The sequence below is a fragment of the Marmoricola sp. URHA0025 HA25 genome (assembly GCF_054059435.1).
Window position 1 is genome coordinate 862,168 of record NZ_JBSSCD010000001.1, and the last position, 15,659, is coordinate 877,826.

General features: G+C 71.2%; 15 protein-coding genes. 13 read left to right on the forward strand and 2 right to left on the reverse strand.

The window, feature by feature from the left end; all coding sequences use genetic code 11:
• Window positions 1–2 precede the first annotated feature (2 nt).
• From iolC to ACVW00_RS04235, 11 genes are all read left to right on the forward strand, one after another.
• Complete coding sequence (gene iolC / locus ACVW00_RS04185; RefSeq protein ID WP_457113069.1) at window positions 3–959, forward strand: 5-dehydro-2-deoxygluconokinase; 957 nt, start codon at window positions 3–5, stop codon at window positions 957–959.
• Between the two features lie 2 nt (window positions 960–961).
• Window positions 962–1,828 (forward strand): Cgl0159 family (beta/alpha)8-fold protein, encoded by an 867-nt coding sequence (locus ACVW00_RS04190; protein ID WP_457109645.1) that lies wholly within the window; start codon window positions 962–964, stop codon window positions 1,826–1,828.
• A complete protein-coding gene (iolB, locus tag ACVW00_RS04195) occupies window positions 1,828–2,718 on the forward strand; it encodes a 5-deoxy-glucuronate isomerase (RefSeq protein ID WP_457109646.1) in 891 nt (296 codons plus the stop codon). The genes ACVW00_RS04190 and iolB overlap by 1 nt, the downstream gene beginning before the upstream one ends.
• Window positions 2,715–4,616 carry a 3D-(3,5/4)-trihydroxycyclohexane-1,2-dione acylhydrolase (decyclizing) gene (gene iolD / locus ACVW00_RS04200; RefSeq protein ID WP_457109647.1) on the forward strand — a complete coding sequence of 634 codons (1,902 nt, stop codon included), beginning with the start codon at window positions 2,715–2,717 and terminating at the stop codon, window positions 4,614–4,616. The genes iolB and iolD overlap by 4 nt, the downstream gene beginning before the upstream one ends.
• Window positions 4,613–6,115 (forward strand): CoA-acylating methylmalonate-semialdehyde dehydrogenase, encoded by a 1,503-nt coding sequence (locus tag ACVW00_RS04205; protein ID WP_457109648.1) that lies wholly within the window; start codon window positions 4,613–4,615, stop codon window positions 6,113–6,115. The genes iolD and ACVW00_RS04205 overlap by 4 nt, the downstream gene beginning before the upstream one ends.
• A gap of 70 nt (window positions 6,116–6,185) precedes the next feature.
• Window positions 6,186–7,181: a substrate-binding domain-containing protein gene (locus ACVW00_RS04210; protein WP_457109649.1), complete on the forward strand. Its 996-nt coding sequence runs from the start codon at window positions 6,186–6,188 to the stop codon at window positions 7,179–7,181.
• Between the two features lie 76 nt (window positions 7,182–7,257).
• Window positions 7,258–8,370 (forward strand): ABC transporter permease, encoded by a 1,113-nt coding sequence (locus ACVW00_RS04215; RefSeq protein ID WP_457109650.1) that lies wholly within the window; start codon window positions 7,258–7,260, stop codon window positions 8,368–8,370.
• On the forward strand, window positions 8,367–9,293 hold the full coding sequence (locus tag ACVW00_RS04220) for an ATP-binding cassette domain-containing protein (protein ID WP_457109651.1): 927 nt from the start codon (window positions 8,367–8,369) through the stop codon (window positions 9,291–9,293). The genes ACVW00_RS04215 and ACVW00_RS04220 overlap by 4 nt, the downstream gene beginning before the upstream one ends.
• Complete coding sequence (locus ACVW00_RS04225) at window positions 9,283–10,443, forward strand: Gfo/Idh/MocA family protein (protein ID WP_457109652.1); 1,161 nt, start codon at window positions 9,283–9,285, stop codon at window positions 10,441–10,443. The genes ACVW00_RS04220 and ACVW00_RS04225 overlap by 11 nt, the downstream gene beginning before the upstream one ends.
• On the forward strand, window positions 10,440–11,441 hold the full coding sequence (locus ACVW00_RS04230; RefSeq protein WP_457109653.1) for a Gfo/Idh/MocA family protein: 1,002 nt from the start codon (window positions 10,440–10,442) through the stop codon (window positions 11,439–11,441). Before ACVW00_RS04225 ends, ACVW00_RS04230 begins: the two co-directional genes overlap by 4 nt.
• 198 nt (window positions 11,442–11,639) lie before the next feature.
• Complete coding sequence (locus ACVW00_RS04235) at window positions 11,640–12,437, forward strand: hypothetical protein (RefSeq protein WP_457109654.1); 798 nt, start codon at window positions 11,640–11,642, stop codon at window positions 12,435–12,437.
• Window positions 12,438–12,464: 27 nt separating this feature from the next.
• On the opposite strand, the gene ACVW00_RS04240 is transcribed toward ACVW00_RS04235, so the two are convergent.
• Window positions 12,465–12,935 (reverse strand): PPOX class F420-dependent oxidoreductase, encoded by a 471-nt coding sequence (locus tag ACVW00_RS04240; protein WP_457109655.1) that lies wholly within the window; start codon window positions 12,933–12,935, stop codon window positions 12,465–12,467.
• 145 nt (window positions 12,936–13,080) lie between these two features.
• Here ACVW00_RS04240 and macS point away from each other — a divergent pair, with 145 nt between their 5' ends.
• Window positions 13,081–14,217 carry a MacS family sensor histidine kinase gene (gene macS, locus ACVW00_RS04245; RefSeq protein WP_457109656.1) on the forward strand — a complete coding sequence of 379 codons (1,137 nt, stop codon included), beginning with the start codon at window positions 13,081–13,083 and terminating at the stop codon, window positions 14,215–14,217.
• 40 nt (window positions 14,218–14,257) lie between these two features.
• Window positions 14,258–14,890, forward strand: coding sequence for a response regulator transcription factor (locus ACVW00_RS04250; protein WP_457113070.1), 633 nt, complete (start codon window positions 14,258–14,260; stop codon window positions 14,888–14,890).
• 16 nt (window positions 14,891–14,906) lie between these two features.
• Here the strand turns inward: ACVW00_RS04250 and ACVW00_RS04255 are convergent, their stop codons facing one another.
• Window positions 14,907–15,653 carry a helical backbone metal receptor gene (locus tag ACVW00_RS04255; protein ID WP_457109657.1) on the reverse strand — a complete coding sequence of 249 codons (747 nt, stop codon included), beginning with the start codon at window positions 15,651–15,653 and terminating at the stop codon, window positions 14,907–14,909.
• Window positions 15,654–15,659 lie beyond the last annotated feature (6 nt).

Here is a 15,659-nt window from a genome sequence, read left to right on the forward strand (position 1 = left end):
CCATGTCCCCGGATCCGGCGCACTTCGAGGTGCTCACCATGGGCCGCGTGGGGGTCGACGTGTACCCGGAGCAGATCGGCGTGTCGCTCGAGGACGTCACCACCTTCGCGAAGTTCCTCGGCGGCAGCCCCACGAACGTGGCCGTCGCGGCCGCGCGGCACGGCCGCTCGACGGCCGTGATCACCCGGACCGGCGCGGACCCCTTCGGACGGTTCGTGCACAAGGCGCTGCGCGGCTTCGGAGTCGACGACCGGTACGTCACCGCTGTCGAGGGCCTGCCCACGCCGGTCACCTTCTGCGAGATATTCCCGCCCGACGACTTCCCCCTCTACTTCTACCGTCTGCCCACTGCGCCCGACCTCCGCATCGAGGCGGACGAGCTCGACCTCGACGCGATCGCCGCAGCCGACGTCTTCTGGGTGACCGGGACCGGGCTGTGCGAGGAGCCGTCCCGGACCGCGACGATGACGGCGTTGAAGGCGCGGGGCGACCACGGCACCACGATCCTCGACCTCGACTACCGCCCGATGTTCTGGTCCTCGCAGGCCGAGGCGCACGAGCACATCCACGCCGCGGTCGCGCTCGTCGACGTCGCCGTCGGCAACCTCGACGAGTGCGAGACCGCCGTCGGCGAACGCGATCCCGCCCGTGCCGCTGCCGCGCTCCTGGACGCCGGCGTCGAGCTGGCCGTCGTGAAGCAGGGGCCGGCCGGCGTGCTCGGTGCACGTCGCGGCGAGTCCGTGGTGGTGCCGCCGGTGCCGGTCGAGGTCGTGAACGGCCTGGGTGCGGGCGACGCGTTCGGTGGGGCGCTGTGCCACGGGCTGCTCGCCGGGTGGGACGTGGAGCACATCCTCCGGTTCGCGAACGCGGCCGGGTCGGTGGTCGCCGGGCGGCTCGCCTGCGCGGACGCGATGCCGACGACCGCTGAGCTCGAGGAACTTCTGGGGGAGACGAAGTGAACGTGGAGATCCGCGACCTGGCCGGCGTACGGGCGAGCGATCCGGGCCGGATCGCCGCGCTCGCCGGCGCGCGCCGCGTGCCCGTGGGCCTCGTCGGGAGCACGGGCCGGCTGATGCTGGTGGCGGCCGACCATCCGGCACGCGGCGCCCTCAGGGCGGGGACCGACGGCCTGGCCATGGCCGACCGCGGCCGGCTGCTGGACCGGCTGGCGACCGCGCTGTCGCGGCCCGGCGTCGACGGGGTCCTCGGGACGGCAGACGTCGTCGAGGACCTCCTGCTGATGGGCGTCCTGGAGGACAAGGTCGTGATCGGGTCGATGAACCGCGGCGGCCTGGCCGGCACGACGTTCGAGATCGACGACCGCTTCACCGGGTACGACGCCGCAGCGATCCAGCGGATGGGGTTCCAGGGGGGCAAGATGCTGCTGCGGATCGACCCCGACGACCCGGCCACCGCGCGCACGCTCGAAGCCTGTGCCTCCGCGGTGAGCCAGCTCGCCGACCGGCAGCTGATGGCGATGGTGGAGCCGTTCGTCTCGCACCGGGTCGAGGGCCGGCTGCGCAACGACCTCACGCTCGACGCGGTGATCCGGTCGGCCACGGTGGCTGCAGGCCTCGGCTGGAGCAGCGCGCACACGTGGCTGAAGCTGCCCGTCATCGACGACATGGAGCCGGTGCTCGCTGCCTCCACGCTCCCCGTCCTGCTCCTCGGCGGAGAGGTCGCCGAGGACCAGGACACCCAGTTCGCGACGTGGCAGAAGGTGCTCTCGCACCAGCAGGTGCGCGGCATGGTCGTCGGCCGTTCGGTGCTCTATCCACCCGATGGCGACGTGGCCTCCGCCGTCGACGCCGTGGTCGGGATGATGTGATGACGTCCCCGATCACCGAGAGCCGCCACGTCCTCCGGGCGGGCACGGCCGGACGCGACGACCTCGATCTGCTGGTGACGCCCGAGGGCGCCGGCTGGCGCTTCAGCGGCCTCGCCGTGCTCACGCTCGCGCCGGGGGAGCAGCGCAGCTGGTCGACCGGCGACGCCGAGACACTGGTGCTGCCGCTCGCGGGCGCCTGCACGGTCAGGAGCGGCGGCGAGACCGTCGCCCTCGCCGGACGGCCCGGGGTCTTCAGCGGGCCGACCGACTTCGCCTACGTGCCCCGCGACGCGGAGATCACGGTGGCCAGTGAGGCGGGTGGCCGCTTCGCCCTTCCCTCGGCGCGCTGCGAGAGACGCCTGCCCTTCCGCCACCAGCCGGTCGACGCGGTGCCGGTCGAGCTCCGGGGCGCCGGCCAGGCGAGCCGCCAGGTCAACAACTTCTGCACTCCCGAGTCGTTCGACGCGGACGTCCTGATCGCGTGCGAGGTGCTCACGCCCGGTGGCAACTGGTCGTCGTACCCGCCGCACAAGCACGACCGCAGCAGTGCGACCGAGAGCGAGCTCGAGGAGATCTACTACTTCGAGGTCGAGGACGGTCCCGAGGGCCCCGGGCTGGGCTACCAGCGGGTCTACGCGAGCCCAGGACACGACATCGACGTGCTCGCCGAGGTCAGGACCGGCGACGTCGTGCTGATCCCGCACGGCTGGCACGGTCCGACGATGGCCGCGCCCGGCTACGCCGTGTACTTCCTCAACGTGATGGCTGGGCCGGGCGAGGAGCGGGCGTGGCGGATCTGTGACGATCCGGCCCACGCCTGGGTGCGCGACACCTGGACCACGCAGGAGATCGATCCGCGGCTGCCGTTCGGACGGGAGACGACGTCATGACGATCCGGCTCACGGTCGGCCAGGCCGTCGTACGGTTCCTCGCGAACCAGTGGAGCGAGCGCGACGGTGTCGAGCAGCGGGTCGTCCCCGGCTGCTTCGGCATCTTCGGGCACGGCAACGTGGCGGGCCTCGGACAGGCGCTCCTCCAGGCGACGACCCACGACGACCTCGATCTGCCCTACTACCTCGCCCGCAACGAGCAGGCGATGGTGCACGCGGCCGCGGCGTACGCGAAGACACGCAACCGGCTCCAGACGCTCGCGTGCACCGCGTCGATCGGGCCGGGCTCGACCAACATGGTCACGGGCGCGGCGCTGGCCACCACGAACCGCCTGCCCGTGCTGCTGCTTCCCAGTGACTTCTTCGCCACCCGCGTCGCCAACCCGGTGCTGCAGGAGCTCGAGGACCCGCGGTCGTACGACGTGTCGGTCAACGACGCGCTCAAGCCCGTGTCGCGCTTCTGGGACCGGGTGAACCGGCCCGAGCAGCTGCCCTCGGCACTCCTCGGCGCCTTCCGGGTGCTGACCGACCCGGCCGAGACCGGCGCGGTCACGCTGTGCCTGCCGCAGGACGTGCAGGCCGAGGCGTTCGACTGGCCCGAGGAGCTGTTCGCCAGGCGGGTCTGGCACGTTCGTCGGCCGCTGCCCGAGCCGGCGGCGCTCGGCCGGGCCGTCGAGGCGATCAGGTCCGCGCGCCGTCCGCTCGTCGTCGCCGGGGGCGGCGTCGTGTACTCCGGAGCAGGAGCGGCGCTGGTCGGGCTCGCCGCGGCGACCGGGATCCCGGTCGCCGACACCCATGCCGGCAAGGGCGCCATCCCCTGGGACCACCCGCAGGCGGTGGGCGGTGTCGGCTCCACCGGCACGCCAGTGGCCAACCGGCTCGCCCGTCAGGCCGACGTCGTGATCGGGCTCGGGACCCGTTACAGCGACTTCACCACCGCCTCGCGGACGCAGTTCGCCGATCCGGACGTCACCTTCGTGAACCTCAACGTGACCTCCTTCGACGCGGCCAAGCACTCTGCGGTCCAGGTCGTCGCGGATGCGCGCGAGGGCCTGACCGCACTCACCGGGGCCCTGGCCGGATGGAGGGTCGAGGACGGCTACGTCACGGCGTACCAGGAGCACCAGGCGGCCTGGAACGAGGAGGTCGACCGCGCGCTGCACCTCGGGCTCGAGCCTCGCCCGGCGCAGGCGGAGGTGCTCGGTGCGCTCCAGGACGTGCTGGAGCCCCGCGACGTGATCGTGCAGGCGGCGGGAAGCCTGCCGGGCGACCTGCAGCTGCTGTGGCGCACGAGCGACCCGAAGTCCTACAACGTCGAGTACGCCTACTCGTGCATGGGCTACGAGATCGCCGGCGGCCTCGGCACGAAGCTGGCCGACCCCACGCGCGAGGTCTTCGTGCTCGTCGGCGACGGGTCCTACCTGATGATGGCGCAGGAGATCGTCACCGCCGTCGCCGAGGACCTGAAGCTGACGATCGTCCTGGTCCAGAACCACGGCTTCGCCTCCATCGGAGCGCTGTCCGAGTCGGTCGGCTCGCAGCGGTTCGGCACCAGCTACCGGCGCCGGAACCCCGACACCGGTCTGCTCGACGGTGACGTGCTGCCGATCGACCTGGCCGCGAACGCCGCCAGCCTGGGGGCCGACGTGATCCGGGCGACCACGATCGAGGACTTCCGGGCGGCGCTCGTGAAGGCCCGGGCCTCCGAGCGCACCACGCTCGTCGAGATCGAGACCGACCCGCTCGGCCCGGTCCCGTCGTCGGAGTCCTGGTGGGACGTGCCGGTCGCCGACACCTCCGAGCTCGAGAGCACGCGCACCGCCAGGGCGGCGTACGACGACCACAAGACCGCACAACGGGGCTACCTGAGCCCCAGTGAGAAGAGGGACGAAGCATGAGGACCATCCAGCACTGGATCGGCGGTGCGAACACCGCCGGCACGGGCGCCAGGCGCAGCGCGGTGTGGAACCCCGCCACCGGTGAGCAGCAGGCGGAGGTCGTGCTCGCCGACCGGGCAGATGTCGACGCGGCAGTGACTGCCGCTCGCGACGCGTTCGAGTCGTGGTCGCAGGCCTCGCTCAGTGCCCGTACCAAGGTGCTCTTCGCGTTCCGGCAGCTGGTCTTCGACAACGTCGGCCGGATCGCCGAGGCGATCACCGACGAGCACGGGAAGGTGCTCTCGGACGCCAGTGGCGAGGTGCAGCGTGGCCTGGAGGTGGTCGAGTTCGCGTGCGGGATCCCGCAGCTGCTCAAGGGCGACTTCTCCGCGCAGGTCTCGAGCGGTGTGGACCTGTACTCGTTCCGCGAGCCCCTCGGGGTGTGCGCCGGGATCACGCCGTTCAACTTCCCTGCGATGGTCCCGATGTGGATGTTCCCGGTCGCGATCGCCTGCGGGAACACGTTCGTTCTCAAGCCGAGCGAGCGGGACCCGTCCGCCGCGCTGATCCTCGCCGAGCTGTGGGCGCAGGCCGGTCTGCCCGACGGTGTCTTCAACGTGCTCCAGGGGGACAAGGAGGCCGTCGACGGTCTCCTGGAACACCCCGACGTCGCAGCTGTGTCCTTCGTCGGCTCGACCCCGATCGCGAAGTACATCCACGGCCGCGCGTCCGAGCAGGGCAAGCGGGTGCAGGCGCTCGGCGGTGCCAAGAACCACGCCGTCGTGCTGCCCGACGCCGACCTCGACTACGCCTCCGAGCACCTCGTGGCCGCAGCGTTCGGCTCGGCCGGCGAGCGATGCATGGCGATCTCGACGGCGGTGACCTTCGACGGTGTCGCCGCCGAGCTCGTCGACCGGGTCAGTGAGAAGGCGCGCGCGATCCGGGTCGGGTCCGGGCGCGACGCCGGCAGCGAGATGGGCCCGGTGGTCACCGCAGCGGCACGGGACCGGATCCTCGGGCTCATCGACTCCGGCGAGAAACAGGGCGCGAGGATCAGTGTGGACGGCCGGGACCTCGAGGTGGCAGGCCACGAGCACGGCTTCTTCGTCGGGCCCACCGTGATCGACGAGGTCACCACGGACATGGACGTCTACCGCGAGGAGATCTTCGGTCCGGTCCTCTCGGTGGTCCGCACCGGCGACGTCGACGCCGCGATCGACCTGATCAACGCCAACCCGTACGGGAACGGCACCGCGATCTTCACCTCGAGCGGGGAGGCGGCGCGCCGGTTCCAGCGCGGCGTACGCGTGGGGATGATCGGCGTGAACGTGCCGATCCCGGTGCCGATGGCCTACTACTCCTTCGGGGGCTGGAAGGACTCGCTCTTCGGCGAGCACCACATCCATGGACCCGAGGGCGTTTCGTTCTACACCCGCGCGAAGGCGATCACCGCCCGCTGGCCGCATGTCGACCACGCCGAACACCAAGGAGCGCAGCTCAGCTTCCCCACCGCCCAGTAGGGCCCCACACGTCCGGTGCCCGAGCACCGGGGGACAGTCCGCGTCACGCGGTCGAACAAGGAGGAAACACATGAAGTTCCGACGAGGATTGACCCTCGGAGTCGCGGCCCTGGCGCTCGCGCTCGCGGGCTGCAGCACCGGGAGTGGCAACGACAACGCCAGCTCCGACAAGACCACGAAGGCGGCGACGAGCGCGTCGTCGAAGGGAGGCTTCCGGATCGACGTGATCACCCACGCCAACGCGGGTGACTCCTTCTGGGACGTCGTCAAGGCCGGTGCGGTCCAGGCTGGCAAGGACGAGGGCGTCGACCTGCACTACCAGAGCGATGGCGACGTCGGTAAGCAGGCGACGCTGATCGACAACGCGGTCGCAGCCGGCACCAAGGGCCTGGTCATCTCGATGGCGAACCCGGACGGCCTGGAGAAGAGCATCAAGGCTGCGGTGGCGGCGGGCATTCCGGTCATCACCATCAACTCGGGCATCGACAAGTGGAAGGACTTCGGCGCGATCACGCACGTCGGACAGAGCGAGACGCTCGCCGGCGAGGCCGCGGGTGAGCAGCTCTCCACCCTCGGCGTGAAGAACGTGCTCTGTGTCATCCAGGAGGCCGGCAACGTCGGCCTCGAGCAGCGGTGCGCCGGAGCCAAGTCGAAGTTCTCGGGCAAGATGACGAACCTGCAGGTCGACAACACCGACCTCGCCGGCTCCGAGGCCACCATCGAGTCGAAGATCCAGTCCGACTCGAGCATCGACGGCATCCTCAGCCTGGGTGGCGACATGTCCGGCCAGGCAGTGAAGGCCGTCGCGGCGGCCGGCGCCAAGATCCAGGTCGGCACCTTCGACGTGAACGCCGACGTCGTCAAGAACATCGTCGACGGCAAGCTCGCCTTCGCGATCGACCAGCAGCCCTACGTCCAGGGCTACCTCGGTGTCACGGGGATCTACCTGAAGCTCCTCAACGGCAACGACATCGGTGGCGGTCAGCCGGTGTACTCCGGCCCCGCGATCATCACGAAGGACAACGCCCAGGACGTGCTGCAGTTCGCGCAGAACGGCACTCGCTGAGCTGAGGGTGGGGTCCGGTCCCCAAGGGCCGGATCCCACCCGTCCCACCAGTACGACGAGCCCGAGGAGGGCATTGATGAGCACCACAGCAGCGCCACCGCAGGTGGCCGAGCCGGACGAGCCGCACGAGGTGCGCGACGAGCGGGTCGGGAAGAACGCCCGGCTGGCCGCCATCCTGCGCCGGCCCGAGGTGGGTGCCATGGTCGCGGCACTCATCGTCTTCCTGTACTTCGCCCTCTCGACCGAGGCCTTCGCCCGGCCCTCGGGTGCGAGCACCTGGATCTACACCTCGTCGTCCTTCGCGATCATGGCGGTCGCGGTGTCGCTGCTGATGATCGGCGGTGAGTTCGACCTCTCCGCCGGCGCGATGACCGGCTTCACCGGCCTGATCACCGGCATCCTGATGACGCACAACCACTGGAACGTGTGGCTGGCGATCTTCGCGTCGCTGGTCGCGGCGCTCGCAGTCGGCTTCATCAACGGCGTGCTCGTGATGAAGACCGGGTTGCCCAGCTTCATCGTCACGCTCGGCACCTTCTTCGTGCTCCGCGGCGTCGACCTCGCCGTCGTCAAGCAGATCATCCACCAGGTCTCGGTCGTCAACTTCGCGGACGCATCCGGCTACGACGCCGGTGCCAAGGTGTTCGGCTCCTACGTCAAGCTGGACCTCAGCTGGCTGCCCTGGGTGAAGGTCGCCAGCACCGGCTTCCTCACCGTCTACGCCGCGACGTTCTGGGCGATCGTCGTCGTGCTGGTGGCGACCTGGGTGCTGCAGCGCACGCATGCCGGCAACTGGATCTTCGCCGTCGGAGGCGCCCAGCAGAGCGCGCGCCAGGTCGGCGTCCCGGTGTTCCGGACCAAGGTCGGCCTGTTCATGACCACGGCGTTCGCCGGCTGGATCGTCGGCATGCTGAACCTCTTCAAGACCACGACAGCACAGTCGACGACCGGCGTCGGACAGGAGTTCGTCTACATCATCTGCGCGGTCGTCGGCGGCTGCCTGCTCACCGGCGGCTACGGGTCCGCCGTGGGCGCCGCCTTCGGCGCGCTGATCTACGGAATGGTCGGCCAGGGCATCGTGTACGCCGGGTGGGACAGCGACTGGCTGTACGCCTTCCTCGGCGTGATGCTGCTCGGCGCGGTCCTCGTGAACAACTGGGTCAAGACGCGAGCGGAGCAGATGAGATGAGCACGACCACGAAGGCGATGACCAGCGCCGTGCCGCTTCCCGAGCCGGGGTCCTCGATCATCGAGGTCGAGGACATCGGCAAGACCTTCGGGTCCGTGCTGGCCCTCCAGGGCGTCACCACGACCGTCAACGCCGGCGAGGTCACCTGCGTGCTGGGCGACAACGGCGCGGGCAAGTCGACGTTCATCAAGATCCTCGCGGGGGCGCACGCCCACACGCACGGCAGGTTCGTCGTCGACGGCGAGGAGCGGCACTTCTCCTCGCCGCGCGACGCCCTGGCGCTGGGGATCGCGACGGTCTACCAGGACCTCGCGGTCGTGCCGCTGATGCCGGTGTGGCGGAACTTCTTCCTCGGCGCCGAGCTGACCAAGGGAGTCGGACCGGTCCGCCGGCTCGACATGGCGCAGATGAAGCGGATCACGAAGTCCGAGCTCGCGGCGATGGGGATCGACCTTCGTGACGTCGAGCAGCCGATCGGCACCCTGTCCGGAGGCGAGCGCCAGTGCGTCGCGATCGCGCGGGCGGTGTACTTCGGCGCGCGCGTGCTGATCCTCGACGAGCCGACGGCCGCCCTCGGCGTGCGCCAGTCCGGCGTCGTGCTCAAGTACGTCGCCGCGGCCCGCGACCGCGGCCTCGGCGTCATCTTCATCACCCACAACCCGCACCACGCCTACCCGGTTGGCGACCGGTTCATGCTGCTGCGGCGCGGTCGCAGCATGGGCAACTTCCCGAAGGCGGAGATGCCGCTCGAGGAGCTGGTCCAGATGATGGCCGGCGGCACCGAGCTCGAGGCGCTCAGCCACGAGCTCAGCCGCGAGCTGCCGGACTCCGATGTCGCCCGCGCCATGCAGAGCGAGGTCGCCGAGACCTTCGGTGCGAGCGATCCCACCGACCCGGGTGCCGGGCGACACAGTGGCACGTGACCTCGGCGTCGCCGTCGTCGGCTTCGGCTGGATGGGGCAGGTGCACACTCGCGCGTGGGCGCGGCTGCTGCACCACTACCCCGACAGCGCGGTCCGGCCGCGGCTGGTCGCGATGGCCGACCCCGAGCAGGAGCGTCGCGAGCTCGCCGTGACGGCGTACGGCTTCGCGGATGCGTACGCCGACTGGCACGAGTTGCTCGGACGCGACGACCTCGACGTGGTCAGTGTCTGCGGGCCGAACTTCGTGCACCGCGAGATCGGCTCGCCGGTCGCCGAGTCGGGCCGGCACCTCTGGATCGAGAAGCCGGCCGGCCGCAGCGCGGAGGACACCGCGGCGATCGCGCTCGCGGTCCGCAAGTCCGGTGTCATGTCGGCCGTCGGGTTCAACTACCGCAACGCCCCCGCCCTCGAGGTGGCTCGCGACCTGGTGAGCACCGGCCGCCTCGGGCGCGTCGAGACGGTCGAGGTGCGCATGCTCGCCGACTACTCGGCGCACCCCGACGGCGCCCTCTCCTGGCGGTTCGACCCCGAGTACGCCGGCACCGGCGTCCTGGGCGACCTGGCCAGCCACGGCCTCGACCTCGCCCGGTACGTCTGCGCCGACGTGACCGGCCCGGTCAGCGAGCTGGTCGCCGACCAGGCCACCTTCATCGCCACGAGACCTGCCGCCACCGGAGCGGTGTCGCACTTCACCCGCGGCGGCGGTGACCGGCAGCCGGTCGGCAACGAGGACCAGGCGTCGGCCCTGCTCCGCTTCGAGTCCGGCGCCCGCGGTCAGCTGACCGCCTCGCGGGTCGCGGTGGGGGAGCAGTGTGCCTACGGCATCGAGGTCCGCGGCACGGAGGGTGCCCTGGCGTGGGACTTCCGCCGGATGGGCGAGCTGCGCACCTGCCTGGACGAGGACTTCCAGGACGCCGCCTGGCGGATCCGGCTGGTTGCCCCGGCCGACGGCGAGCTGGGCCGGTTCCAGCCCGGCTCGGGCATGGCGATGAGCTTCGACGACCTGAAGGTCGTCGAGGCGCACCGCCTGGCCGAGAGCATCGCCACCGGCGTCCAGCAGGGTGCCGGCATCGACGACGCGGTCGTCGCCGCCGAGCTCGTGCACGCTATGGTCCGGTCCTTCGAGGAGCGCAGGTGGGTCAAGCCGTGAGTGCCGTCATGCGGATCGGAGTGGTCGGTGCCGGCCGGATGGGTGCCGCGCACGTGGAGACCCTCGCCCGGTGGATACCGGGGGCCCAGGTCGTCTCGGTCTACGACCTCGACGCCGACCGTGCGAAGTCGGTCGCCGAGTCCGTCGGCGCGGTCGCCGCCTCGTCGGCCGAGTCGTTGATCGACGAAGACTCGGTCGACGCCGTCGTGGTCGCAGCACCCGACCCGTTGCACGAGGAGCTGGCGCTGGCCTGCCTCGCCGCCGGGAAGCCCACCCTGCTCGAGAAGCCGATCGCGACGTCGCTGGACGGCGCGCGCACCGTGGTCGCGGCCGAGGTCCGCGGCGGGCGCCGGCTGCTGCAGCTCGGCTTCATGCGGCGCTTCGACCCGGCCTTCCTGGCACTGCGGGACGCGGTCCGCCGGGAAGAGGTCGGGCAGCCGCGAGCGGTGCACTGCTTGCACCGCAACGTGGAGTCGCATCCGTCGGCGACGTCCGAGGGTGTGCTGGTGAACTCCGCGATCCACGAGTTCGACTGCGTACCGTGGCTGATCGACGACCGGGTCGCCGCGGTCACCGTCTTCGCGCCCAAGGGCGGGGCTGGAGCCCTCCAGGACGTGCAGGTCGTGGTGCTGGAGATGGCGGGTGGTCCAGTCGTCACCATCGAGGTCTCGGTCAACGCGCGCTACGGCTACGACATCCAGACCGAGGTCGTCGGGACGACGGGCACGGTCTCGCTGACGCCGCCGTACGGGCTCAGCTATCGCCGCGAGTCCCTCGACGGGCGGCACGTCGACGGCGACTTCGTCGGGCGCTTCACCGACGCATACCGGATCGAGCTGGCGGAGTGGGTCGGCGGCATCCGCGCGGGCACGCTGCCCGGCCCGTCGGCGTGGGACGGGTACGTCGCCAACGTGGTCGCCTTCGCCGCGGTCGAGTCGCTGCACTCCGGTGCGCGCGTCGAGGTGCCGCAGGAGGCGGTCCCGACGCTGTACGCGTGAGCCCCGACCGCTCCGTTTTCGCGCTGGCGCTCTTGACGGACCGTGTGCGTCAGTGACGACTCGACCTTCATGACCGGCGCCGAGGTCTACGCGGACGGCGGCTACACCGCCCTCGGCGCCTGACGGGTCATCCGGGGGCAGCGCGATCTCCCCGATTCCATCCCGAGCGCGGCGAGGGGCACCTAGGCTCGGGCCGCGATGGACCAGTCCTCCCCTCCCACCGCCGCCGAGCTGGGCATCAGCGATGTCGAGTACGAGCGGATCATGCGCGAGATGCGACGACGCGGCCTCACCGACGAGCCTGAGCCTGAGCCGTTCGGTGCCGCCCGGCCGAGCCGGTCGAAGCGCTGGTCGCTCGCGGTGGTCGGCGTGATCGCCGTCGTGACGCTCGTGGGCACGTTCGGCGCGACGGACCCCGAGCCGGCGTACTCGTTCATGAGGACGGTCCAGGGCCATCCGGTCACCTACAGCTCCTGCCGCCCGGTCCAGGTCGCCGTCTACCCCGCGGGAGGACCGCCCAACGCCGAGGCACTCGTCCGCGAGGCCGTCGCCCTGCTGCGCGGCGCCACCGGGCTCGACATCGTCGTCACGGGCGTCTTCGGCGGCTACGCGCCGAACTGGAACTTCGAGGCCGGCCCCGTCCACCCGGACGACCCGATCAGCGTTTCCTGGCAGGACGGCAACGCGATCGCCCAGATCACCGACCACGTCGCCGGGGTAGGTGGCAGCCGCGTCGTCGTCACCGGCCGCAACGGCAGCGAGCACCTCGTGGCCGGAACCATCGCCCTCTCGCGTGGCTACTTCGCCTACCTCGCGAGGAGCGGGGACCACGGCAAGGAGATGGCCGTCATCCTGCACGAGTTCGGGCACGTCTTCGGCCTCGGCCACGTCGGCTCGCGGCACGAGCTGATGTACAAGGACGTCACCGACCTGACCACCTTCGGCCCGGGCGACCTCGAGGGCCTGCGGCTCGTCGGCCACGGGCCCTGCACCTAGCCTCCGGTACGCCGCCCGCGACCGTCCCTACGGATGCTCGGCCAGCCGGGCTGGGAACCCTCCCGTCGCGATCGGTCCCCAGCGCGTCGGGCTGATCCGGAGCAGCGACTTCCGCTGGTCGACCATGGCGCGCCGGTACTCGTCCCAGTCCGGGTGCTCGCCGCTGATGTTGCGGAAGTACTCGACCAGAGGCTCCACGGACTCGGGGACGTCGAGCACCTCACAGGTGCCGTCCACCTGGACCCAGGCGCCCTGGAAGTCGTCGGACAGGACCAGCACGGAGGCTTCGGGCCGCCGGCGGGCGTTCACGGTCTTGGCTCGTTCGGGGTAGGTCGAGATCACGATCCGGCCGGCGTCGTCGACCCCGCCGGTCACCGGCGATGCCTGTGGGGTCCCGTCGGAGCGGCGGGTCATCAGCACCATGTGGTGCCGGGGCCGGACGAACTCCAGCAGCTCCTCGAGCTCGACGGTGGTGTTGGTCGCGATGGTCCGTGCCATCGGGCCATTCTCACCGACGTGCGCCCGCTCGCTCCACCGGAGTCAGCTCGCTTCCTTCCACGGGTCGTGCTCGGCCAGGACCCGGAGCCCCACATCGGTACGGATACTCATCTTCGCGCGCGCCGCTGGTGCCACACTGCGGCGTGTGAGCTCCTGGACGTCGCCTGCCGCGGTCGCGGTCCAGGACGGCCTCTTCCGTGCACTCGCCGTACTCCGGGCCATCGTGCTGGTCAACGCGGTCGCGCTGGACGTCTACCGGGCCGGCAACTTCAAGCACCCGGTGGCGGGTGCGTCGTGCGTCGTGGTGATGGTGTTGTGGACCGGCTTCGCCACCTGGGCGTACGCCGACTCGCGGCGCCGTACCCATCTGCTCCTCGCCGCCGACCTGGCGATCGCCCTGGCACTGCTGCTCGTGACGCCGTGGGTGAAGGGGAGTGGTTTCCATGCCACGGTGCCGGGGTTCTGGGTGATGAGCGCGTTGCTCGCGTGGTCGATGCAATACCGCTGGCTCGGCGGGCTGGTCGCGGGGATCCTGCTGGCGGGAGTGGACCTCTCCCTGCGCCAGCAGATCAGGCAGTCGGACTACGGCAACGCGTTCCTGCTGGTCATCGGCGGCGCGATCGTCGGGTTCATGTGCGCCTCGTTGCAGCAGATGGCCACCGATCGCGAGGTCGCCGAGCGCGCCGCGGCCATGGCAACCGAGCGGGCCCGCCTGGCGCGCGCCGTCCACGACGGGGTCCTCCAGGTCCTCGCCCTCGTGCAGCGGCGCGGCCGCGAGCTCGGTGGCGAGGCCGCGGAGCTCGGCCGGCTCGCGGGGGAGCAGGAGCGCGAGCTGCGCGGTCTGATCCGGGCGCAGGAGTCGATGGCCGCGCATCCTGCCGGGATGGTGGACCTGGTCGGAGAGCTCAGCCGGCTGGAGCGCTCGGGGACCGTCACGGTCTCGACCCCGGCATCGGCGGTCGAGCTGCCGGCGACGACGGCCGCCGAGCTCCTGGCGGTGGTCCGCGCGTGCCTGGACAACGTGAAGCGTCACGTCGGCGAGGACGCGCCCGCGTGGGTGCTCCTCCAGGCGACCTCCGACCGGATCGAGCTGTCGGTCCGGGACGCCGGGGCCGGCATCCCGGCCGGGCGGCTCGAGGACGCGGCCGCGGAGGGCCGGCTCGGGGTGGCCGAGTCGATCCGTGGCCGGATCGCCGACCTCGGTGGCACCGCCGACCTGGTGACCGGGGCATTCGGCACCGAATGGGAGATCGTCGTCCCACGGAGCCCGGGCCTCGCCTAGGGTCACCCTGGTGAGCCAGGCCGAGGCACCTCTCCGCGTGATGGTGGTCGACGACCACCCGCTCTGGCGCGACGCCGTCGAGCGAGACCTGACCGACGCCGGCCTCGACGTGGTGGCGGTGGCGGCCGACGGCCGCGAGGCGCTGGCGCGGTTCCCCGCGGCACGCCCGGACGTCGTCGTGCTCGACCTGCAGATCCCGCCGCCCGACGGCGTCCAGGTCACCGCCGAGGTGGTCCGCCAGGACCCCGACGTCCGGGTCCTGGTCCTGTCCGCCTCCGGCGAGCACGCCGACGTGCTGGCCGCAGTGAAGGCCGGGGCGACCGGCTACCTGGTGAAGTCCGCTTCGCGCGAGGAGCTGCTGAGTGCCGTGCGCCGCGTCGCGCAGGGCGACCCCGTGTTCACCGCGGGCCTTGCCGGTCTGGTGCTCGGCGAGTTCCAGCGGATGGCCGACGAACCGAAGCCCGATCCTGCCGACGAGCGACTGACCGACCGCGAGACCGAGGTGCTGAAGATGGTGGCCAAGGGGTTGTCCTACCGGCAGATCGCCGAACGGCTCGTGCTGTCGCACCGCACCGTGCAGAACCACGTGCAGAACACCCTCACCAAGCTGCAGATGCACAACCGCGTCGAGCTCACCCGCTACGCCATCGAGCGCGGGCTCGACGGGGACTGAGTGGCCGCCCCGGACCTCAGCCGGCGATCGAGGCCAGCCGCTCGTGCGCCTCGACCAGCGAGGGCCCGTACCAGGTCAGCAGCCGGCCGCTCACCAGCGTCGTCGGGGTCGTGCTGAACGCCTCGGGACCGTCGGTGTCGCTGAAGACATAGGGCTCGTCTGGGAGCAGCACCAGGTCGAGGTCGTCCCGGGCGTCGAGGTCCGCGATCGCGACGTGCGGGTAGCGCTCCGGGTGGTCGTCGAACACGTTGACCATGCCGAGCCTGCGGACCAGGTCGCCGGTGAACGTGCGCGACCCGACCACCATCCACGGGTCGCGCCAGATGGGGATCGCGACCCGCAGGGCCGGCTCCGGGACCGGCCCCGACCACAGCGTGCGTGCCGCGGCGAGCCAGGGCGGCTCGGGCAGCTGCAGGGCATCGGCGAACACGCGGCCCAGCGACGTCAGGGCCTGCTCCACGCTCTCGATGTCGCTCACCCAGACCGCGACGCCGGCCTCACGGAGCCGGCGCACGTCGAGCTCCCGGTTCTCCTCCTTGTTGGCCAGCACCAGGTCGGGCTCGAGGCCGATGATCGCCCCGAGGTCCGGGTTCTTGGTGCCGCGGACCCGGGGCACGTCGAGCGATCCGGGATGGGTGCACCAGTCGGTCGCACCGACGAGCAGGCCGGTGTCGGCGATGGACTCGGTGAGCGACGGCACCAGGGAGACCACCCGCCCGGGCGGACGGTGCAGCACAACCGGCTCGCCCAGGTCGTCCTTCATCCCGCG